At 39.7% G+C, this 19,476-nt stretch carries 22 protein-coding genes; 13 read left to right on the top strand and 9 right to left on the bottom strand.

Annotated features, from left to right (window positions below; genetic code table 11):
• The first annotated feature begins 8 nt into the window (after nucleotides 1-8).
• Together thrS and infC are read left to right on the top strand one after the other, a co-directional pair.
• Nucleotides 9-1,931, top strand: a complete 1,923-nt coding sequence (gene thrS, locus FTV27_RS07385) for a threonine--tRNA ligase (protein ID WP_180007231.1) — start codon at nucleotides 9-11, stop codon at nucleotides 1,929-1,931.
• 5 nt (nucleotides 1,932-1,936) lie between these two features.
• Nucleotides 1,937-2,485 carry a translation initiation factor IF-3 gene (infC, locus tag FTV27_RS07380; RefSeq protein WP_078192643.1) on the top strand — a complete coding sequence of 183 codons (549 nt, stop codon included), beginning with the start codon at nucleotides 1,937-1,939 and terminating at the stop codon, nucleotides 2,483-2,485.
• A gap of 712 nt (nucleotides 2,486-3,197) precedes the next feature.
• On the opposite strand, the gene FTV27_RS07375 is transcribed toward infC, so the two are convergent.
• Nucleotides 3,198-3,659 (bottom strand): Hsp20 family protein, encoded by a 462-nt coding sequence (locus FTV27_RS07375; RefSeq protein ID WP_168378471.1) that lies wholly within the window; start codon nucleotides 3,657-3,659, stop codon nucleotides 3,198-3,200.
• A 315-nt stretch (nucleotides 3,660-3,974) separates the two neighbouring features.
• Here FTV27_RS07375 and FTV27_RS07370 point away from each other — a divergent pair, with 315 nt between their 5' ends.
• Nucleotides 3,975-4,592: a glutathione S-transferase N-terminal domain-containing protein gene (locus FTV27_RS07370; RefSeq protein WP_180077789.1), complete on the top strand. Its 618-nt coding sequence runs from the start codon at nucleotides 3,975-3,977 to the stop codon at nucleotides 4,590-4,592.
• 29 nt (nucleotides 4,593-4,621) lie between these two features.
• Here the strand turns inward: FTV27_RS07370 and FTV27_RS07365 are convergent, their stop codons facing one another.
• Nucleotides 4,622-5,005 carry an energy transducer TonB gene (locus FTV27_RS07365; protein WP_180077787.1) on the bottom strand — a complete coding sequence of 128 codons (384 nt, stop codon included), beginning with the start codon at nucleotides 5,003-5,005 and terminating at the stop codon, nucleotides 4,622-4,624.
• Between the two features lie 211 nt (nucleotides 5,006-5,216).
• On the opposite strand from FTV27_RS07365, the gene FTV27_RS07360 reads away from it, so the two are divergent.
• Together FTV27_RS07360 and FTV27_RS07355 are read left to right on the top strand one after the other, a co-directional pair.
• Nucleotides 5,217-5,501 carry a hypothetical protein gene (locus FTV27_RS07360; RefSeq protein ID WP_078192639.1) on the top strand — a complete coding sequence of 95 codons (285 nt, stop codon included), beginning with the start codon at nucleotides 5,217-5,219 and terminating at the stop codon, nucleotides 5,499-5,501.
• A gap of 12 nt (nucleotides 5,502-5,513) precedes the next feature.
• Nucleotides 5,514-5,942 carry a YqaA family protein gene (locus FTV27_RS07355; RefSeq protein WP_078192638.1) on the top strand — a complete coding sequence of 143 codons (429 nt, stop codon included), beginning with the start codon at nucleotides 5,514-5,516 and terminating at the stop codon, nucleotides 5,940-5,942.
• A 55-nt stretch (nucleotides 5,943-5,997) separates the two neighbouring features.
• Here FTV27_RS07355 and FTV27_RS07350 read toward each other — a convergent pair whose 3' ends face one another.
• Together FTV27_RS07350 and FTV27_RS07345 are read right to left on the bottom strand one after the other, a co-directional pair.
• On the bottom strand, nucleotides 5,998-6,732 hold the full coding sequence (locus FTV27_RS07350) for an energy transducer TonB (RefSeq protein ID WP_180077786.1): 735 nt from the start codon (nucleotides 6,730-6,732) through the stop codon (nucleotides 5,998-6,000).
• 104 nt (nucleotides 6,733-6,836) lie between these two features.
• Entirely contained in the window at nucleotides 6,837-8,090 is a 1,254-nt protein-coding gene (locus tag FTV27_RS07345; RefSeq protein ID WP_180077945.1) for an MFS transporter, read from the bottom strand.
• A gap of 223 nt (nucleotides 8,091-8,313) precedes the next feature.
• On the opposite strand from FTV27_RS07345, the gene rpmI reads away from it, so the two are divergent.
• Complete coding sequence (gene rpmI, locus FTV27_RS07340) at nucleotides 8,314-8,508, top strand: 50S ribosomal protein L35 (protein WP_065994397.1); 195 nt, start codon at nucleotides 8,314-8,316, stop codon at nucleotides 8,506-8,508.
• Between the two features lie 11 nt (nucleotides 8,509-8,519).
• Nucleotides 8,520-8,879, top strand: coding sequence for a 50S ribosomal protein L20 (gene rplT, locus FTV27_RS07335; RefSeq protein WP_004647525.1), 360 nt, complete (start codon nucleotides 8,520-8,522; stop codon nucleotides 8,877-8,879).
• A gap of 67 nt (nucleotides 8,880-8,946) precedes the next feature.
• Here rplT and FTV27_RS07330 read toward each other — a convergent pair whose 3' ends face one another.
• A complete protein-coding gene (locus FTV27_RS07330; protein WP_180077784.1) occupies nucleotides 8,947-9,912 on the bottom strand; it encodes a hypothetical protein in 966 nt (321 codons plus the stop codon).
• Nucleotides 9,913-10,169: 257 nt separating this feature from the next.
• On the opposite strand from FTV27_RS07330, the gene FTV27_RS07325 reads away from it, so the two are divergent.
• From FTV27_RS07325 to FTV27_RS07315, 3 genes are all read left to right on the top strand, one after another.
• Complete coding sequence (locus FTV27_RS07325; RefSeq protein ID WP_180077782.1) at nucleotides 10,170-10,550, top strand: hypothetical protein; 381 nt, start codon at nucleotides 10,170-10,172, stop codon at nucleotides 10,548-10,550.
• 70 nt (nucleotides 10,551-10,620) lie between these two features.
• Complete coding sequence (locus FTV27_RS07320; protein ID WP_180077780.1) at nucleotides 10,621-11,172, top strand: AAA family ATPase; 552 nt, start codon at nucleotides 10,621-10,623, stop codon at nucleotides 11,170-11,172.
• Between the two features lie 109 nt (nucleotides 11,173-11,281).
• Nucleotides 11,282-11,494: a hypothetical protein gene (locus FTV27_RS07315; RefSeq protein WP_180077778.1), complete on the top strand. Its 213-nt coding sequence runs from the start codon at nucleotides 11,282-11,284 to the stop codon at nucleotides 11,492-11,494.
• Nucleotides 11,495-11,578: 84 nt separating this feature from the next.
• Here the strand turns inward: FTV27_RS07315 and FTV27_RS07310 are convergent, their stop codons facing one another.
• Entirely contained in the window at nucleotides 11,579-12,607 is a 1,029-nt protein-coding gene (locus tag FTV27_RS07310) for a hypothetical protein (protein ID WP_180077776.1), read from the bottom strand.
• 159 nt (nucleotides 12,608-12,766) lie between these two features.
• Between FTV27_RS07310 and pheS the strand changes: the two genes are divergently transcribed.
• The 3 genes from pheS (at nucleotide 12,767) to FTV27_RS07295 (ending at nucleotide 16,563) form a co-directional block, all read left to right on the top strand.
• Nucleotides 12,767-13,747, top strand: coding sequence for a phenylalanine--tRNA ligase subunit alpha (gene pheS / locus FTV27_RS07305; RefSeq protein ID WP_078189575.1), 981 nt, complete (start codon nucleotides 12,767-12,769; stop codon nucleotides 13,745-13,747).
• 141 nt (nucleotides 13,748-13,888) lie between these two features.
• Nucleotides 13,889-16,270, top strand: a complete 2,382-nt coding sequence (pheT, locus tag FTV27_RS07300) for a phenylalanine--tRNA ligase subunit beta (protein WP_180077774.1) — start codon at nucleotides 13,889-13,891, stop codon at nucleotides 16,268-16,270.
• Entirely contained in the window at nucleotides 16,267-16,563 is a 297-nt protein-coding gene (locus FTV27_RS07295) for an integration host factor subunit alpha (protein WP_004783565.1), read from the top strand. The genes pheT and FTV27_RS07295 overlap by 4 nt, the downstream gene beginning before the upstream one ends.
• A gap of 297 nt (nucleotides 16,564-16,860) precedes the next feature.
• Here the strand turns inward: FTV27_RS07295 and FTV27_RS07290 are convergent, their stop codons facing one another.
• The 3 genes from FTV27_RS07290 to trxA all read right to left on the bottom strand — a co-directional run bounded on the left by FTV27_RS07290 (nucleotide 16,861) and on the right by trxA (nucleotide 19,443).
• Nucleotides 16,861-17,112: a hypothetical protein gene (locus FTV27_RS07290; RefSeq protein ID WP_180005038.1), complete on the bottom strand. Its 252-nt coding sequence runs from the start codon at nucleotides 17,110-17,112 to the stop codon at nucleotides 16,861-16,863.
• 412 nt (nucleotides 17,113-17,524) lie between these two features.
• Nucleotides 17,525-18,793 (bottom strand): transcription termination factor Rho, encoded by a 1,269-nt coding sequence (rho, locus tag FTV27_RS07285; RefSeq protein WP_067731074.1) that lies wholly within the window; start codon nucleotides 18,791-18,793, stop codon nucleotides 17,525-17,527.
• Nucleotides 18,794-19,116: 323 nt separating this feature from the next.
• On the bottom strand, nucleotides 19,117-19,443 hold the full coding sequence (gene trxA / locus FTV27_RS07280) for a thioredoxin (RefSeq protein WP_078192629.1): 327 nt from the start codon (nucleotides 19,441-19,443) through the stop codon (nucleotides 19,117-19,119).
• Between the last annotated feature and the right edge of the window lie 33 nt (nucleotides 19,444-19,476).

The raw sequence follows: 19,476 nt of genomic DNA, 5'->3' as shown, positions 1-19,476 counted from the left end.
ATTTTTATATGCCAATTATCACTTTGCCAAATGGCGATCAAAAAGAATTTGATCATGCCGTGTCTGTGATGGAAGTTGCTCAAAGCATCGGTCCTGGTCTAGCAAAAAATACAGTTGCGGGTCGTGTAAACGATCGTTTAGTTGATGCGTCTGATTTAATTACAGAAGATGCTAGCCTACAAATTATCACGCCTAAAGATGAAGATGGTATTCACATCATTCGTCACTCTTGTGCGCACTTGGTGGGTCATGCAGTTAAGCAATTGTTCCCAGAAGCAAAGATGGTCATTGGTCCTGTCATTGAAGAAGGTTTCTACTATGACATCTGGATGCCACGTCCGTTTACTTTAGATGACATGGCAGCAATCGAAGAGCGCATGAAAAAGCTCATCGACCAAGACTATGATGTCATCAAAAAAATGACTCCACGTGATGAAGTGATCAAAGAGTTCACTGCACGCGGCGAAGAATACAAACTGCGTCTGATCGAAGACATGCCTGAAGAAACTGAAATGGGCTTGTATTACCATCAAGACTATTTGGATATGTGTCGTGGTCCGCACGTTCCAAATACTAAATTCCTAAAATCGTTCAAGTTGACTAAAATCTCTGGTGCTTACTGGCGCGGTGATGCGAAAAACGAACAGCTGCAACGTATTTACGGTACAGCTTGGGCTGACAAAAAACAGTTAGCTGCGTATATCAAACGTATTGAAGAAGCTGAAAAACGCGATCACCGTAAAATTGGTAAAGCGTTAGACTTGTTCCATATGCAAGAAGAAGCGCCGGGTATGGTGTTCTGGCATCCAAACGGCTGGACGATTTACCAAGTGCTTGAACAATACATGCGTAAAGTTCAACAAGCCAACGGTTACCAAGAAATCCGTACACCGCAAGTGGTTGATTTCACACTTTGGGAAAAATCAGGTCACGCAGCAAACTATGCTGAAAACATGTTTACGACTCACTCAGAGAACCGTAACTATGCTGTAAAACCAATGAACTGCCCATGTCACGTGCAAGTCTTCAACCAAGGTTTGAAATCTTACCGTGATCTTCCAATTCGTTTGGCTGAGTTTGGTTCATGTCACCGTAACGAACCATCGGGTTCATTACACGGCATTATGCGTGTACGTGGCTTTACACAAGATGATGCGCATATCTTCTGTACCAAAGAACAAATCGGTACTGAAGTTGCAGACTTTATTAAACTGACATTAGATGTTTATAAAGACTTCGGCTTTGAAGAAGTACAAATGAAGTTGTCGACACGTCCAGAAAAACGTGTGGGTGATGACAAACTTTGGGACATGGCAGAAAAATCTTTAGCAGATGCTTTAGATGCTGCAGGCCTAGAGTGGGAACTTCAACCGGGTGAAGGTGCATTCTACGGTCCGAAAATTGAATTCTCATTGAAAGACTGCTTAGGTCGTGTATGGCAGTGCGGTACAATTCAATGTGACTTTAACTTACCAGAACGTCTTGACGCATCTTATGTGACTGAAGATAACGACCGTGATCAGCCTGTAATGTTGCACCGTGCAATTCTTGGCAGTTTCGAGCGTTTTATTGGTATACTTATTGAACACTATGCTGGTTTCATGCCACCTTGGTTGTCTCCAATTCAAGCATGTGTGATGAACATTACCGATTCACAAGCTGAAGCATGTGAGTCAGTCGTCGCTAAACTTAAAGAAAGCGGTATCCGCGCGATTTCAGACTTGAGAAATGAGAAAATCGGCTTTAAGATTCGTGAACGTACTTTAGAGCGTATTCCTTACTTATTGGTTCTTGGAGACCGTGAAGTTGAGGAAGGTACTGTAAATGTCCGTACTCGCTCTGGAAAAAATTTGGGTACTATGTCAATTGATGCATTCATTGACCTAGTAAAAGCAGCCGTAGCCGAACGCGGCCGGTACATTGTGGAGTAAAAGCGATTAAACAGCCTGACCGTAATCAACAGGGCGGAAAGTCAAACCGTCCTGCCTTGAATGATGAAATTCGTGCAAAAGAAGTCCGTCTAGTAGACGAAAATGGCGAGCAAAAAGGGATTGTATCTCTTGCTGACGCTTTGCGTGCTGCAGAAGCAGTAGATCTTGACCTTGTTGAGATTGTTGCTAATGCTGAGCCACCAGTCTGCAAAATCATGGATTTCAATAAGCATTTGTTTGATCTAAAACAAAAGCAAAAAGAAGCGAAGAAAAAACAACATCAAGTACAGGTGAAAGAAATCAAGCTACGCCCTGGTACTGATGTTGGTGACTACAACGTTAAACTACGTGCCATTATCAAGTTCCTTGAAGAAGGCAATAAGGTAAAAATCACGCTTCGTTTCCGTGGTCGTGAAATGGCACACCAACAGTTGGGTTTGGCTCAATTGCAAAAAATTGAAGCTGACGTGGTTGACTATGGTGTTGTTGAACAAACCCCGAAAATGGAAGGCCGTCAAATGGGTATGCTACTTGGTCCTAAAAAGAAAAAGTAAGTATCCATAAAAGAAGCACTGCATTTGCAGTGCTTTTTTTTGCCTATATTTTGGTTTTTTAATCTCAATGATGTTCAAGGGCACCAATAATTTTTGCTGCGTATTGATTGGAAAATAGAGCAAAATTCATGAATGCGAACTTATGTCTGAGGGTATTAAGTAAGTTTCTTTAAGAAAGACAAATTTGATTATATTCTAATTGATATTCAATCGTTGTTTCGATTCAGACGTTTTGAAATGCTTTAATTTAGTTTTAATGTAGGTATAAAGTGAGCAAAGCTTTTTATTGAGCTAACTATGTGAGATCTATTTACATAACACCGGCAGTGAGATGGGGATTTTCAGTACCCTCCAATAGATTTTCATCTTGGTAATATTAGGTCGTATATTCCATGTTATAAAAGCAATCAGAACAAAGTACATTTCATATAAATAGATAGTAATACAGAGTAGGATTATTTTTTGCAAGATACGCCAAAATTTAAAAAGAGTAGATGAACAGCTTGTAAGCCAGACCCACCAAGGATTCATTAAAAACACCTATGGGTAAGATTAAGTTGAGAATAGATAAAAAACGAAACATATAAATTGGAATCGAGACACTATATTCTTGAGATGGCATGATTTTTTATTCTTGTTTGTCATGTTTTGAATCTAACTAATTTTCTTAATATAAAAAAGACCCCGAAGGGTCTTTTTTTTTTATGAGAGTTTACTCAGCGCTATTTTCTTGGACAGGACTTTCTATCAATGCCTTTTTGCCAATTGGAATTTGGCGTGGTAGTTTTTCTTCAGGAATAATACGCTGTAAGTCCACTGTCAATAAACCATTTTCATATAGGGCTTGTTGCACTTCTATATGTTCATCTAAGCGTAAAGACAGTTTAAATGTACGACGCGCAATGCCTTTATGCAGGAATTCCACAGTTGTATCTTGCGCTTCAGTTGGTTTACCTGAAATGCTTAGCACTTGATTTTCTAAGTTTAGCGAAAGTTCATCTTCTGTAAAACCTGCGGTTGCCACCACAATGCGATAGCTATTTTCAGCCGTTTTTTCAATATTGTATGGCGGGTAATTTGGTGTGTCGCTTTGCATGGCATAATCAAATAAATCGTTGAAACGATCAAAACCAATGCTACGACGGAAAAGTGGGTTAAGATTTAAACTACTCATAATTAGAACTCTCTTTAATAAGCAAAGTTGTAACAATAAGAAATGTTCAGTGATGCTTGGCATCCACTGTTCACTAACAAGATCGTTTGATCCTTGTACATGTATCAATATCGGTCTGTGCTGATTTTTTTCAAGGGATTTTTATAAAAAAATTATATTTTTTGAATTTTTGTACCTTAAGTGATTTTAAAAGCAAAGTGATAATTCACATTTTAACATTACTTTTCAGAAAAACTGACAAGCTTTCACTGGATTAAACATGTTATACATAAAGCAAAATGAGATTGCCTTACTGAAAATTAAAAAGGAATATAGATGATTGATCTCTACTATTGGGGTACACCCAATGGACATAAAATTACCATCGCTTTAGAAGAAATGGGTTTGGAATACCAAATTTTTTCGATTAATATCTTGGAAAATGATCAATTTCAGCCAGACTTTTTGAGAATTTCTCCGAACAATAAAATCCCTGCAATCGTGGATCAGAATGGCCCACGAGGAGAGTCAATTTCAGTTTTTGAGTCTGGTGCGATTCTGCAATATCTTGGACGTAAAACAGGTTTGTTTTATCCAGAAGATGAGTTTGAGCGCGTTGAAGTTGAACAATGGTTGATGTGGCAAATGGGTGGTTTTGGGCCCATGTTAGGACAAAATCATCATTTTAGTCGTTTTGCACCTGAACGTATTCCGTATGCAACTGAACGTTATGTAAATGAGTCTAAACGCTTATATAAAGTTTTGAACCATCAGTTGATTGGTCAAAAATTTGTGGCTGGAGAGTATTCGATTGCAGATATGGCTATTCTGCCTTGGGCGCTGCGTCATGAATGGCAGCAAATTCAGTTGGAAGATTATCCATACGTGAAAGACTATATCGATCGACTGACGGCCCGTCCAGCGGTACAAAAAGCCTTAGCAATACACGTTTAAAAAAAGAGCATGGAAACATGCTCTTTTTTTTATGAAATGAATAGAAGCTTTTTCCACCAAGGTCTTTGGTTTTCTTTCAGGGTCTTGAGTGAGAAGGGCTGTAAGGCAACAAAGGGGGAGGCTACACCATTTTCGATATAAGGTTTGAACTTGGCACGTAAAAGTGACTGCTCAACCCGCTTATCAATGTGTGTAAGTCCAGAGCTTTTGATTAATTCAGCTTTTTGAACTTCGCCGGTGGCTAAAACATACAATTTAAAACTAAGGTCACGATTTTGATTGCCCAGATCGTCATTGTTGAAGTTAAAGATAGGTCGCTTTTGCCAAATCATTTGATCTTGTGTAATCACGTGTTGTTTGGCAACTTCAGAAGGACTTTGTGCATATAAAGCGGTCAAAATTTGTAATAACACGATAAAACTTAAGCAAAGAATTTTTTTCATAAAGTGAGTTAAAATTATTCAATATTTGCGTGGCAGATTAGAAGTCTCATGTATAAAAGTAAAGTGCGGAAAGACTCACCTTAAGATTTTAGATAGGACGGAAGAAAATTCTAACGCTGTGTTAGAATGCGGCGCTGCCGAAAAGAACGCGTTGTTGACGGCTTAGTTGGACGATTTTGCGATGAAAGACTTTTTCTTAAATTTTACCCGTATTGTTGAAAATAATCCAAGAATCTATTGGAGTATTATTTTTGGTATTGCAGGCTGCTTAGTGCTATTTGTCGCTGAAATTGTGCATGTTCAAAATATTCTTGCAGATTTACATACCAAAGATCAAAACTTGATGCGGGCTGCGATTGAACCGATTTCTTCACAATATAAATGGTCGAGAATCGTTGTAATTGTTGCAGCAGTGCTTTGGTCAAATTTTGAATATTTGAAGTCGAAGAAAAAATTAGGTCTCTAAGCATTCGTTTCGATGTGGTCGTTTTTAGTTTTATTCTTCGCGGCATTTGGGGCTGCGACCTTACTTCCTTTACAGTCCGAAGCCGTATTGCTCGGCTTGTTGAGCTATGGTCAACACAATCCATGGCTACTGATTGTGGTGGCCAGTATTGGTAATATTCTCGGTTCTTGTGTGAATTGGTGGCTCGGTTTAAAAGTAGAACATTATAAAAATAAAACATGGTTTCCCGTGTCAGAGCTGAAAATGCAGCAGGCACAGGGTATTTATCACAAATATGGTTATTGGTCTTTGCTACTGAGTTGGCTGCCGATGATTGGAGACCCCATTACTTTAATTGCGGGTTTAATGAAAGAAAACTTCTGGCGCTTTGTGTTCATGGTGACCGTAGCGAAAACCGGGCGTTATCTCTGTATTTATCTTATATTTTTAGGTTTCTTCTGAGATAAAACAGGGCATTGAAACATTCAATCCCTGCTTGAAATGTTGAATCTATTACTTATTTACAGTCATTTACTTTAAATTGAATTTCATCTTTAAAGTTCGACTTTTTATAGATCCAAAGGGTGCTCGCAGTACGTTTAACCGAGATCTGACTATTTCTTAGTGCTTCAACGACTTTCTGATCGAGTGTATAAATGCCAGAGCCTTGCTTGATCTTGACCTTTTTTACTTGTCCGTGTTTATCCACTTTAAAGTTAAATTTGACTTTACGATCGTGCTGTTTCAACTCATGGCTAGTGAGATCTAATTTTGGTTGAGATACATATTGGAATGGCGTTTTCTTATCTGCACTTTGTGCCTTCCAAACTTTTGAATCAAAGTTGAAATCACATTCAGGCGTATTGCCTTTAACTCTCAAATTAAACGCTTGATAGCCAATAATGGCTTTGGCTTCACCATTTTCTAAATGTGGTTTGACTTTAGCTTTTTTGACAGCAGAAATTAAGATTCGGTCGAGTTGATCGACACCTGTACTTTCTTCAACACTTGCATCGGTAATTGTGCCTTTTGCATTTGCTGTAACACGAATAATGGCCGCGCGGTCACGTTGCTTGAGGTCTTCATTGGCATATACCGGTTTTGGAAAAACCGACCAATTTAAACGCGTGGTTAAATGCGCAGGAGCAACTTCAATATTCTGTGCCGGAAGTTGATGGGTTTTGGTTGAAGCACTAAACGCTGTAGAAAATGGAGCGCAGGCCAAAAGGGTTAAGCACAGATATTGTTTCATAAGTCTATTCTAAGATCACAATGTGAGTGATGAATGCGTCGATATTGCTGCGCAGTATTTCCTGTATTGGAAATACTGGCAAGGTTTAAATGGAAAATATGCCATTATTTTTTTGACTGATGGGTAATGTCGATCCCAAACAAATCACGTGTTTTTGCCCAACTGATCGCAACTACAGCCATGGTCATACAGCCACCAAAAAGTGTCGCCATGATCGTGCCCATGTATTTTGCTGCAAGTCCCGATTCAAAAGCTCCAAGTTCATTACTGCTAGAAACAAACATGCCATTCACCGCAGCAACACGACCCCGCATATTTTCAGGTGGATAAAGTTGCAAAATGGTCTGACGAACCACCACAGACACGCTGTCACATGCCCCAGTCATTGCCAGTGCAAAGAGTGATAACCAAAGATTGCTTGAAAATGCGAATAAAATGGTAAATACACCAAAACCCGCTACAGCCAATAACATATTACGCCATGCATGATGAGTTGGAGGGAATTTGGTCAATGCAATCATAGTGATCAGGGCGCCAATAGACGGTGCTGCCCGTAAGTAGCCTAAACCTTCAGGCCCCACTTTTAAAATATCTTCGGCAAAAATCGGTAAGAGGGCAATCACGCCACCAAAAAGCACAGAAACTAAATCGAGTGAAATCGCCCAAAGGACAATTTTGGTTTTCCAGATAAATCGAAAACCTTCACTTAAACTATCTTTTAAATTGTCAGATTCAATTTTAGGAAAACTGCGTTTATTGAGTAGGTTAATGAGAACGAAGCAGACCGTTAGTAGCGCCGCAACACTGAGTAAGCTGGTTTCACGGCCTAAAAATGCCAACATAAAACCGCCAAGCATTGGCCCAATAATCACCCCACTTTGCCAACCAATCGTTGTCCATGTTGCGCCATTGGCATAGAGCTCCCGCGGGATTAAAAAAGGTTTAAGCGACGTTGCCGAGGGATTATAGAAACCACGGATAGTTCCAAGCCCAAAAATGACCGCATAAATCCCCCAAGACAGTTGGGTGACATCAATTTGGCCGAGACCATATTGGTGAAATAACCCCCAAAGAATAAGTGGCATAGGTACAGAAAAAAACAGACAAATTTTCATAATGGTCTGTTTATTGAAACGATCTGCAAAGTATCCTCCCCACAAAGAGAGAGCAATAAAAGGAATTGCTTCGGCTAAACCAATTAAGCCCAGTGTTAGCGGGTCTTTAGTGATTTGATATAGTGAATAAGCAACGATAATTTCTTGAATCAAAATGGCTAAGGTCAGACAAAATTGATTAAGCGTAACAATCGAGAAATCCCGATAACGTAGGGCTGCAAAAGCATCCTGTACAGGTTTCATAATGGACATTAATAGTTGGCGTGCCGACATTATATAAGCCTTATTGGGCATCGCTTATAAAATCATCGGAAAATCTATATCAGAAAATTAATTAAGATCGATATTTGGTAGAAAGATTCGCTTTTGTTTTGAGCAAAGATGCTTTAGAATACTCGCTCCCTTACCTGCAGGGCGTCTTTGCAATGGTGCAGACGTGCCGAACAGGTGTTCAAAAGAGGTTCTTATGCCTAAGATGAAAACTCGCCGTGGTGCAGCTAAACGCTTCAAGCCAACTGCAAACGGTTTTAAACGTCACCAAGCGTTCAAACGACACATTTTGACCAAAAAATCTGCTAAGCGTATCCGTCAATTACGCGGCTGTGTAATGGTTCACGTAAGTGACGTTGCTTCAGTTCGCCGTATGTGCCCATACATCTAAGGAGATTATAAATGGCTCGTGTTAAACGTGGTGTACAGGCTCATCGCCGTCATAAAAAAATTCTTGCTCGTGCTAAAGGTTACTACGGCGCTCGTTCACGCGTATATCGCGTAGCGTTCCAAGCAGTAATCAAAGCAGGTCAATATGCTTACCGTGACCGTCGTCAAAAGAAACGTCAATTCCGTGCTCTATGGATTGCGCGTATCAATGCTGGTGCTCGTCAAAATGGTTTGTCGTACAGCCGTATGATCGCTGGCTTGAAAAAAGCTCAAGTGATTATCGACCGTCGCGTACTTGCTGACATCGCTATGCATGACGCAGTTGCGTTTGCTGCTTTAGCTTCTAAAGCTAAAGATGCATTAGCTGCATAAGTCTTTATGACTTAAAAAAAGACCGCTTTTAGCGGTCTTTTTTTATGGACGAATTTGATTAGACATCTTATTTTTTCGACCATATGGCTAAAAACACAATGATGCCAATTGTGATTGCGGCAAATTTTATAAACTCAAATTGTTTAAAAAGTAAATAAAAGCCATAAAGTAAAGCGAATAGCATGGCAAAAATTAAAACTAAAGAAAAAAATACAACCCATGGTTTTTCAGGCTCTTTATCTGTTGAAGTGTTGGTGGCGGAAAGAGCTTGATTAGATGTTGACTTGAAATAATTAACTTTGGGGTATTTTTTCTGTAGTTGTTTGAGTACAGCTTTCTCTTCATCATTGACTAAATTTTCGCGGTTGAAATGATTGGCTGTATAGCACGTGACATCTACATGGTGTTCTGACAGTTTGTACTCATAATCCAATAGTTGTGCATATTCTTCGGTTGTAAATAAATGGATCGGTGAGCTTTCGTTTTTTACATGTTTTAAATTTTGGATAGCAGCTTCGATTGAATTGAGCATTTCAAGCAGACTTAATCCAACTTGAGGTGAAGCTTGAGGATTCTCCAAAAGAGGGAGTGAGTCATCCAGAAGGCCATAATAATACAAATTATGGATTAGTTTAAATTGAGGCTGAATGTGGGTAGAAAACGGATGTTCAAATAAATCCAGTTGAATGCTATTTACTAAACTGCTCCAACTCGATTTTTTATCAAAGCAAAAGCATTCGTTACGCTGTTGTTGATTGAGCTCAATTAATGTAAACAGCCCGAATGCGTCATGAAATTGTGTGGAACTTGCACCCCAAAACTCCCGAGGATCACCAATAGGGCTGATATCTAAAATTTTCGTTTCTGATTGGATTTGAACCAGTGCAAAGGCTTGATTTAAATTGTTGTGGAAAACAGCAAGAGGGTAGTTGGTTTTTACAAAGTCAAAATGAGGATGTTGATTAAGTTTTGCATGCTCAAAAAGAAGATCAAATGGATAAAGTGAGCATGTTCTAATCCGCTTTTCAGCCATATACATGATCAAATGATCAACTGAATCATGTAGTAATGCATTGGTTTTAAAATCGCGAATCAAGAAAATGTCGCAAGCTTGGCGGCACCATGGGTGCAAAATCTCGTCATAGTAAATTTTCTGGTTAAAAAAGCGTTGAGCGTTATATTGCAAACCAAGAATAAATTGCTCGTAATGATCTATCATAATGAAGCATTTTTTTATTTTTCAATTGTTAGCTATCTTAGCTTTAATTTGATTCAAAAGGTAACTGCTTGATGCGCAAACAGTATCACTTTCGCCAAGTAGGTGATGATACGTGTGTTTGGGATGTACATCATTTATTAAAACTCAGTCAGAATTTCAAGATTCAGCAAATCCCTGTAAATGACATTCAAGAGTTAAATGAAGCATATTGGTTTCCAAAATCTGCACCGACCACACAGCAAATTATTGAACATCTGGAATTGGTAAATGCTGCGGACTTAAGTTATCCCATTATTTTATGTGCCATTGGTCGAGTGATGGATAGTATGCAGCGAGTCGCAAAAGCATGTATAACCAGTCAGTCGCATATATTAGCCGTTCAATTTGAACAAACCCCAAAGCCTGACTTTATCAATATCGATGCAGATCTTTTGGATTATCGTGAAGAATAAAAGTTAACCTACAGATCCAATGCTGTTATCTTGAAGTAGATTCACCAGGCTCAAGTAGATCATCATGACAATGAAAAGAATAAACGTAGTCGGTACATCGGCCACTGGAAAATCAACCTTTTCCAGAGCTTTGGCGGAAAAATTAGGGCTGCATTATATTGAGCTAGATAACCTATTTTGGTTGGATGACTGGCAGGAGTGTCCTGATGAAATCTTTTTTGCACGTATCGGAGCTGAAATTGCTAAAGCGAAAAATGGTTATGTTATTGATGGCAATTATACTCGGGCGATTCCTGTTAAATGGTCTGAAATAGATACGGTGATATGGTTAGACCTTCCGTTTCCAGTCAATTTATACCGCTCTGTAAAGCGCGCAATTTCTCGGGCTAAGTCCAAACAAGATCTTTGGCCAGATTCAAATAATCAGGAAAGTTTGTGGCGGATGTTTGGTCGAGATTCCATTGTCTGGTGGATGATTAAAACCCATAAAACGAATCGTGAAAAATATCTACAGATGATGAATGCACCTGAATATCAACATATTCAATGGATTCGTTTAAAGTCTGCAAATGCAGTTGATGCATTTTTAGAACAATTGGACTCTTATGTTTTTGATGTTTAAGTTTTGATGTTTTATCAATAAAAAGTGCAGTTAAGTTACAGAAATAATCTTTATACCGCGCTTTGCGACATGCCTAATGTATGGATAGAAAAGAACAAAGGAAAATAAAATGTTGGCTGAAATAGTTGGTATGGGTCAAGGTAGCATTACTGTAGAGCTCGAAATTATTCCCCGCAAAGGTGAGGCAGTCAAAATCATGTATGGTGCAGACGCAGAGCTTGAGGGGGAAGTAGTCTCTGTCAGTCATTATATTAATCAACATGCCGATCAGCATCGCGTTCGATTAGAAATTCGTCCGTTTAATTATTTAACGACCTCATAATTTTGAGGTCTTTCATACAGAAGTATGTTTATAAAAAAGCCCTTCTATGAGAAGGGCTTTTTAATGTCAATTACATTTATACAGTTAAAGTCCGAAGTAATAAGCCAATAAGCAAATCACTACCGTAATAATAATTAAAGTAATCACTCCACCTGCACCGGGTTTATTGGTTGGATTTGGCGTGTGTGCAAGTTGAGGATATGATTTTCTTTGCTCAGTTTTAAATCCATCCAGAGGAGAGCTTTCGACCACAGGAGTTAAACGTGCAGTTTTATAGTGATTGGCGACTTTTACAATAAATTTAGCCGTTAAATCTTCAGTTTTTTGAGCAAAATGGCGCAAATTTAACTGTTCTTCAGGTGTATAGATGCTGCCATCTGCATGATAGGGATGCTGAATTTTAGATTGAATGTGGCGGTTTAATGCTTCTAGGCGATACAAGCTGTCATGTGCAAAATCCGCTTGTGCATCCGTTGGCAAGAGTGCAAGTTTTGTAGATTCATTCGATTCGCTGCTTAGATCAGGCTGTGTACCATAATAAGGTGTGCCCAACACCTCCGGCTCAATAAAACCTTCCGCAGGTTTTTGTAAAAATAATTCTGCTTCAGTGAAGTTATGAATATCATCCCATTTTGGTAACTGCATATCTGCTTCGATGCGTTTAATGAGTTTATGGTTCAGCTCATAGCGCCAAAAGGTTTCTCGACGAATTTGCAGTTGTTGGGATGCCGGTGCTTCATAGTCATTTTCTGCGTTATACCACTCGGCAAGTTCTTTACCAAAAATCCATGCCTGCTTTTTATTTTTTTCGTGGCTTACAATAAAATGGGCAAAGGGAAGAAGTTCAACGTTAGCATTCGGATTTTGTTCATCATTCAGCAAGCTGGAGCTATGTAGACTTAAGCGTTGTACCCCGTGTTTTTTTAAGCCTTCTAGCCAAATTTGGAAATGTTGAGCCAATAAATGCTGTGATAGCAAATCACGAAAATGGAAACTGTGCTGATCAAAAATGTGGTGATTCAACCAACGTTGAAAACTCAAACCTTGGTTGAGAAATTCATTGCCATAAGTGACGAGTGTGAGCTGTTGTTTCCAGATTGGATCGAGTGCCATAAAGATTGGATCCTATTGATATTGTGTTTATCTTATACTTTTTTTAAAACTTGATGCTAATGCAATTTTAACTTGTGAATGCGCTTCATCATAACGGCTAAAAACTGTTAGAATAAGGGGTTTATATTATTTTTTTAAATTGTTGCTTTGAGAGTTACTATGTCACTGGAAGCCCTGACCACTGAAGCGCTCGCTGCGATTGCAGCAGCAGAGGACCTTGCTACACTCGACCAAGTGCGAGTGCAATTTACAGGGAAGAAAAGCCAGCTCGCGGAACAATCGAAGTCGCTCGGTAAAATGGACCCAGAAGAACGTAAAGTTTTTGGTGCTCAAATTCATGCCGTTCGTGAATCGATTACTGGCGCACTGACTGCTCGTCAAGCTGAATTACAAAAAGCTGCATTAGAACAAAAGCTTGCTAGCGAAACGATTGATATTACTTTACCCGGCCGTGGTCAAACGGTGGGTAGTATTCACCCTGTGACTCAAGTTCAAGAACGTATTTGCCAATTCTTTACCAAAGCTGGCTTTACTGTTGCGACCGGTCCAGAAGTTGAAGATGATTATCACAACTTTGAAGCATTGAACATTCCGGGTCATCACCCTGCACGTGCGATGCACGACACTTTCTATTTTGATGCGAATCATTTACTTCGTACGCATACCTCAGGCGTGCAAATTCGTACCATGGAAACGAGTCAGCCACCAATTCGTATTGTGTGTCCTGGTCGTGTTTATCGCTGTGACTCGGACCAAACGCATTCGCCAATGTTCCATCAAATCGAAGGTTTGTATGTGGCTGAAAACACCAGCTTTGCAGAACTTAAAGGTTTGTTGGTGAACTTGTTAAATGAATTCTTTGAAAAAGATTTGAAAGTACGTTTCCGTCCATCTTATTTCCCATTTACAGAGCCAAGTGCGGAAGTGGATATCATGGATGAACGTGGTAAATGGTTGGAAGTTTTGGGCTGCGGTATGGTGCATCCAAACGTTTTACAAGCCGCTGGCATTGACCCAGAAAAATACAAAGGCTTTGCCTTCGGTTTAGGTGTAGAACGTTTTGCAATGTTGCGTTATGGCATTAATGACCTACGTATGTTCTACCAAAATGATGTGCGTTTCTTACGCCAATTTGCTTAAACAGTTTTATACCTCTCCCTAACCTCTCCTTTAAAAAGGAGAGGGACTTCTCGAAATCAATTAGAAGTAGAGGAGTTCTCCCCTTTAAATGAAGAGGGAGTTAGAGGGGGATTAAGAATTTAGATAAATAGGTTTTTATAAATGAAAATTAGCGAAAATTGGTTGCGTACATGGGTTAACCCAGCCATTGATAGCGATACACTTTCTGACCAACTGACCATGTTAGGTTTAGAAGTTGATGATTTATCTCCTGCTGCAAAACCATTTACTGGTGTAGTAGTCGGTGAAGTTTTAACAGTGGTTCAACATCCCGATGCTGACCGTTTACGTGTCACTACCGTAAATATTGGTTCAGGCGAGCCGTTACAAATCGTTTGTGGTGCTCCAAACGTACGTGCAGGCATGAAAGCTCCTGTAGCAACCATTGGTGCCGTACTTCCGGGCGATTTCAAAATCAAAAAAGGCAAGCTTCGTGGTGTTGAATCGCAAGGCATGCTGTGTGGTGCGTCTGAAATTGATCTTGAAGACAAAATCGACGGTCTATTGGAGCTTCCTGCAGATGCTCCTGTAGGCACAAATATTCGTGAATATTTAGATCTTGATGACAATGTGATTGATATCAGCATCACGCCAAACCGTGGTGACTGCTTCAGTATTCGTGGTATTGCACGTGAAATTGGTGTGATTAACCAACTCCCTGTGACTGCACCAGTGATTACAGAAGTTGCTGCAACCATTAACGATGAAAAAAATGTCGTTATTGCTACGGATGGTTGCCCACGCTATTTAGGCCGTGTAATCAAAAACGTCAATACCAAAGCACCAACTCCTGAGTGGATGGAGCGTGCATTAGCTCGTGCAGGCATTCGTCAGCACAGTATTTTGGTCGATATTACCAACTACGTTTTAATGGAATTGGGTCAACCTTTACATGCATTCGATGGCGGTAAAGTTGAAGGTTCTGTTCGTGTACGCCAAGCAACAGCAGCAGAAAAATTAACGTTGTTGAATGAACAAGAAGTTGAATTATCTGAAAACGTGATGGTGATTGCGGATGATCAAAAAGCTTTGGCGATTGCAGGAATCATGGGTGGCCTAAGTTCAGCGGTTTCTGATGATACCACTGAAATTTTCCTTGAGTCAGCGTTCTTTGATCAACTCTATATCGCAGGTCGTGCACGTAGTTTTGGTTTGCATACCGATGCCTCTCAGCGTTATGAACGTGGTGTAGATTTTGAATTGCCGATGACAGCAATGCACCGTGCTTCTCAGCTTATTGCTGATTTAGCTGGCGGTGAATTTGGTCCAATTACTGTTGCTGAAAAAGTAGAGTTATTACCAAAACGTGAAGCCATTGAACTAAATCAAGCACAAGTTGATCAACTGCTTGGTTATAAAGTTGAATCTGCATTTATTACCGATGCTTTAACGCGTTTGGGTTGCAATGTTACTGTGAAAGCAGAAGGTGAGTGGACAGTTGTACCGCCATCACACCGCTTTGATATGGCGATTTATCAAGACCTCATCGAAGAAGTGGCACGTATTCACGGTTACGACAATATTCAAATTAGCTTGCCGGTGATTGATGTCAAACTGGCGAAATACCAAGACCAATTTGAATTGGTTCAGTTACGTCAAACTGCAGTGGCTTTGGGTTATCAAGAAGCAATTAGCTTTAGCTTTGCAGATGCGAAACTAGAGAAACAATTGAATCCACAGGTTCAACCACTAGCGCTTGCAAACCCGATTTCTAGCGACCTTGCAGTGATGCGTTCAACCTTATTATCAAGTTTGATCCCATGTGTGCAATACAACGTGAACCGTCAGCAAAATCGTGTTCGTTTCTATGAGCTTGGTCTACGTTTTGATTATCAAGGTGCGAACAGCATTCATGATCTTAAACAGATCCCAACCTTTGCACTAGTTGCAACAGGTTCACGTACGACTGAATCTTGGCATGGTAAAGCACAGCCTATGGATTTCTTTGACTTTAAAGGCGATGTAGAGGAGATTTTAAATTCTGCACGTTTAAATGTTGAATATGTACGTTCAGAGCGTACGTGGTTACATCCGGGTCAATCTGCTGAAATCTTAGTCAATGGTCAATCAATTGGTTACTTTGGTCGTTTACACCCATCTTTAGAAGATGAGTTGGATTTGGCGACTACTTGGGTTGCTGAATTAGATCAATCGGCTGTTTTGCAAACTTATGTATCTAATTTTACAGAATTATCACGTTTTCCGTCGGTTCGACGTGATATTGCTCTTTTAATTAGTGATAAGATTAATGTTAGTGAAATTCAGCAACTTATCGAAAAAACCGGCGGTGAGCTTTTAGACGCAGTTTGGTTATTCGATGTGTACACTGGTCAAGGTGTCGAAGAAGGCAAGCGCTCATTGGCGTTTGCAATTCAATGGCAACATCCAACACGTACATTAGAAGATGCTGAAATCAAAACCGGTATGGATAACATACTTCAGGTGTTGGAAAACACTTACCAGGCGACATTGAGGGCTTCATGACAGCATTAACAAAAGCAGAAATGGCTGATCATTTAAGTGAGCTCACGAGTTTAAACCGTCGTGAAGCAAAACAAATGGTCGAGTTATTCTTCGATGAGATTAGCCAAGCGCTAATCTCTGGGGAACAAGTTAAACTCTCAGGTTTCGGTAACTTCGAGTTGCGTGATAAACGTCAACGCCCAGGCCGTAACCCGAAAACGGGTGAAGAAATTCCGATTTCTGCCCGTCGTGTAGTGACCTTCCGTGCGGGACAAAAATTCCGTCAACGTGTTGGAAATGAGCAGATCAATTGATCTGCTTTTTTTTTCCTTTGATTTAGGAGGCGCAGTGCTCATCATCTATCGCACAATTCATGTTGAAGAATATTTGTTTTAAAGTGAGATGATATACTTGAGTTGAGTTGAGTTGAGTTGAATTGTCGTAGAGGTTGATTGTGGCTTTCCTTTAGCTAAATTGTCAGTTTTTATTTTTCAATAAGCATGGGCTTAGTATTTTGAATTTTAGCTCTTTTTATGAACTAGGGTTTAAAGTTTGAGGCAATAAAAAAGAGAGCCAAAGGGCTCTCTTTTTGTGCTGAATAATCGGTTAGATTATTGAGCAGCAGCTTCAGAAGCAGCAGTAGTAGCTTCAGAAGCAGCAGCAGTAGCTTCAGAAGCAGCAGCAGTAGCTTCAGAAGCAGCAGCAGTAGCTTCAACAGCAGCAGCGTCAGAAGCAGCAACTACTTCAGAAGCAGCAGCTTCAGATGCAGCAGCAGGAGCAGCTTCTTCAGTTTTTTTAGCACAACCAACGAAAGCTAAAGTAGTAGCAACTGCAGCAGCAATAGCGATTTTTTTGAATAACATGGCATCACTCTCTAAAATATGAGATTAAAAAATAACCTGCGTTAGTCTGTTGTGTGCTTTTATTATGCCTAATTTGAATAGGTATTAAAAATGCATAGAGCAGTCTAACTGGTCTGCGTGTATGCTATCACTGAGTATTTTGAAATGCTACTAGTGACTTTGAAAAAACCGTTAAAAATAGGTGAAAAACGGCCATTTTTTAACAGAAAATAACAATTAAGAGAAAGTTTTATATTGGCGAAATAGCAAATAAACTACTAAAAAGAATAGGGTTTTTTAAAATATATTTTTTATAATCATAAACTTGAAAATAAGTTTACATGGAGATCTATCAAATGTTTCTTTGTGTAACTAAAGTCAACCAAATAAAAAGGCCATCGTTATAGATGGCCTTTTCAGTCAAACATTCAACTTAGTTGGATGCTTTACGTTTCATTTGATCGAAGAAATCATCATTGGTTTTGGTTTCTTTCATACGATCAAGCAAGAATTCCATCGCTGCAAGTTCGTCTTGTGTATGAAGCAATTTACGTAAAATCCAAACTTTACGTAGGTTATCTTCAGACATCAAACGCTCTTCACGACGTGTACCTGATTTTTTGATATTCATCGCAGGGAACACGCGTTTTTCAGCAATACGACGGTCTAGGGTAATTTCTTGGTTACCTGTACCTTTGAATTCTTCGTAGATCACTTCATCCATCTTACTGCCAGTTTCAATCAACGCAGTTGAGATAATTGTCAGTGAACCACCTTCTTCGATATTACGTGCTGCACCGAAGAAACGTTTTGGACGTTCTAAAGCATGGGCATCCACACCACCAGTAAGAACTTTACCAGATGACGGAATCACGGTGTTGTAAGCACGTGCTAAACGAGTAATTGAGTCAAGCAAAATCACTACATCTTTTTTGTGTTCTACAAGACGTTTCGCTTTTTCAATTACCATCTCTGCAACTTGTACGTGACGAGCTGGTGATTCATCGAATGTTGAAGCAACTACTTCACCACGAACAGTACGTTCCATTTCTGTTACTTCTTCAGGACGTTCGTCAATCAGAAGGACAATCAAGAAACATTCAGGATTGTTACGAACAATCGACTGAGCGATGTTTTGTAACAACATGGTTTTACCCGCTTTTGGCGGTGCAACGATAATTGAACGTTGACCTTTACCAATCGGAGCAACCAAGTCGACCACACGCGCAGTTAAGTCTTCTGTTGTACCATTACCTAATTCCATTACCAATTGTTCGGTTGGAAATAAAGGTGTTAAGTTTTCGAAAAGAATCTTATTACGTGAGTTTTCGGGTGTGTCGTAGTTAATTTGATTAACTTTTAATAATGCAAAGTAACGTTCGCCTTCTTTAGGTGGACGAATCGTACCTGTAATAGTGTCACCAGTACGAAGGTTGAAGCGACGGATTTGTGATGGGCTCACATAGATATCGTCAGGGCCGGCTAGGTAAGAACCCGCTGCAGAGCGTAAGAAACCAAAGCCGTCCGACAGAATTTCTAGAACGCCATCACCAAAAATCTCTTCGCCGTTCATTGCGTGGCGCTTTAAGATGGCAAAAATAATATCTTGCTTACGGTTACGAGCCATTCCTTCGAGGCCCATAAACTCGGCAATCTTGATGAGTTCGCCAATCGGTTTTTTCTTGAGTTCGGTTAAGTTCATAGGTGGTCAGATAGAATCTAAAATTCTGAGGTACAGGTTGGAAAAGGGAGCAACAAATGTGCCGCGATCATGCAAGAAACGATAGCAATTGGTTTGCACAAAACAATTCAGAGATCTGATTCGTTATATGAAGAGAGATGTGAAAAACAATTCTGTTGCCGAGCGGCATTTTATGTGTTGTGTTGTAAGAAAATGACAGGATTTGAGATCCTTAATTTCTTGAGTAAACAATATAAGAGAGAACACAGCATTTGTCAATTTATCAACCAAAAAAATACGCTGTGTAAAACAGCGTATTTTCGAGTGTTTTTATCGAAAAAATATTAGATGTTTTCTTCGATGAAAGCTGTCAATTTAGATTTTGGTGCTGCACCGACTTGGGTTGCTACAACTTCGCCGTTTTTAAACATTAATAATGCAGGAATGTTACGGATGTTGTAGTTTACAGCTGTTTGTTCGCAAGAAGTAACGTCTACTTTAACGATTTTAACTTTGCCTTCAAACTCAGTTGAAAGTACTTCAAGTACAGGTGCAATGGCTTTACAAGGAGCACACCAACCTGCCCAGAAATCTACAAGTACAGGAGTATCAGACTCTAGTACATCGGCTTGGAAGTTTTCATCAGTTGTATTTACGATATTGCCAGACATGGATTTTGCTCCGGAATTAATTTTTAAGTTGAC

This window comes from Acinetobacter sp. YH12251, from assembly GCF_013417465.1.
Lineage (GTDB): Bacteria > Pseudomonadota > Gammaproteobacteria > Pseudomonadales > Moraxellaceae > Acinetobacter > Acinetobacter amyesii.
Note: the sequence above shows the minus strand (reverse complement) of the source record. Positions and strands in the feature narration are given on the sequence as shown.

What these genes read in the sequence shown, in the direction of transcription:
- thrS (WP_180007231.1), top strand. Translation starts at nt 9, where the DNA reads ATGCCAATTATCACTTTGCCAAATGGCGATCAAAAAGAATTTGATCAT.
- FTV27_RS07375 (WP_168378471.1), bottom strand. Translation starts at nt 3,659, where the DNA reads ATGAGTAGTTTAAATCTTAACCCACTTTTCCGTCGTAGCATTGGTTTT.
- FTV27_RS07370 (WP_180077789.1), top strand. Translation starts at nt 3,975, where the DNA reads ATGATTGATCTCTACTATTGGGGTACACCCAATGGACATAAAATTACC.
- FTV27_RS07360 (WP_078192639.1), top strand. Translation starts at nt 5,217, where the DNA reads ATGAAAGACTTTTTCTTAAATTTTACCCGTATTGTTGAAAATAATCCA.
- FTV27_RS07355 (WP_078192638.1), top strand. Translation starts at nt 5,514, where the DNA reads ATGTGGTCGTTTTTAGTTTTATTCTTCGCGGCATTTGGGGCTGCGACC.
- FTV27_RS07350 (WP_180077786.1), bottom strand. Translation starts at nt 6,732, where the DNA reads ATGAAACAATATCTGTGCTTAACCCTTTTGGCCTGCGCTCCATTTTCT.
- FTV27_RS07345 (WP_180077945.1), bottom strand. Translation starts at nt 8,090, where the DNA reads ATGAAACCTGTACAGGATGCTTTTGCAGCCCTACGTTATCGGGATTTC.
- rpmI (WP_065994397.1), top strand. Translation starts at nt 8,314, where the DNA reads ATGCCTAAGATGAAAACTCGCCGTGGTGCAGCTAAACGCTTCAAGCCA.
- rplT (WP_004647525.1), top strand. Translation starts at nt 8,520, where the DNA reads ATGGCTCGTGTTAAACGTGGTGTACAGGCTCATCGCCGTCATAAAAAA.
- FTV27_RS07330 (WP_180077784.1), bottom strand. Translation starts at nt 9,912, where the DNA reads ATGGCTGAAAAGCGGATTAGAACATGCTCACTTTATCCATTTGATCTT.
- FTV27_RS07325 (WP_180077782.1), top strand. Translation starts at nt 10,170, where the DNA reads ATGCGCAAACAGTATCACTTTCGCCAAGTAGGTGATGATACGTGTGTT.
- FTV27_RS07320 (WP_180077780.1), top strand. Translation starts at nt 10,621, where the DNA reads ATGAAAAGAATAAACGTAGTCGGTACATCGGCCACTGGAAAATCAACC.
- FTV27_RS07315 (WP_180077778.1), top strand. Translation starts at nt 11,282, where the DNA reads ATGTTGGCTGAAATAGTTGGTATGGGTCAAGGTAGCATTACTGTAGAG.
- FTV27_RS07310 (WP_180077776.1), bottom strand. Translation starts at nt 12,607, where the DNA reads ATGGCACTCGATCCAATCTGGAAACAACAGCTCACACTCGTCACTTAT.
- pheS (WP_078189575.1), top strand. Translation starts at nt 12,767, where the DNA reads ATGTCACTGGAAGCCCTGACCACTGAAGCGCTCGCTGCGATTGCAGCA.
- pheT (WP_180077774.1), top strand. Translation starts at nt 13,889, where the DNA reads ATGAAAATTAGCGAAAATTGGTTGCGTACATGGGTTAACCCAGCCATT.
- FTV27_RS07295 (WP_004783565.1), top strand. Translation starts at nt 16,267, where the DNA reads ATGACAGCATTAACAAAAGCAGAAATGGCTGATCATTTAAGTGAGCTC.
- FTV27_RS07290 (WP_180005038.1), bottom strand. Translation starts at nt 17,112, where the DNA reads ATGTTATTCAAAAAAATCGCTATTGCTGCTGCAGTTGCTACTACTTTA.
- rho (WP_067731074.1), bottom strand. Translation starts at nt 18,793, where the DNA reads ATGAACTTAACCGAACTCAAGAAAAAACCGATTGGCGAACTCATCAAG.
- trxA (WP_078192629.1), bottom strand. Translation starts at nt 19,443, where the DNA reads ATGTCTGGCAATATCGTAAATACAACTGATGAAAACTTCCAAGCCGAT.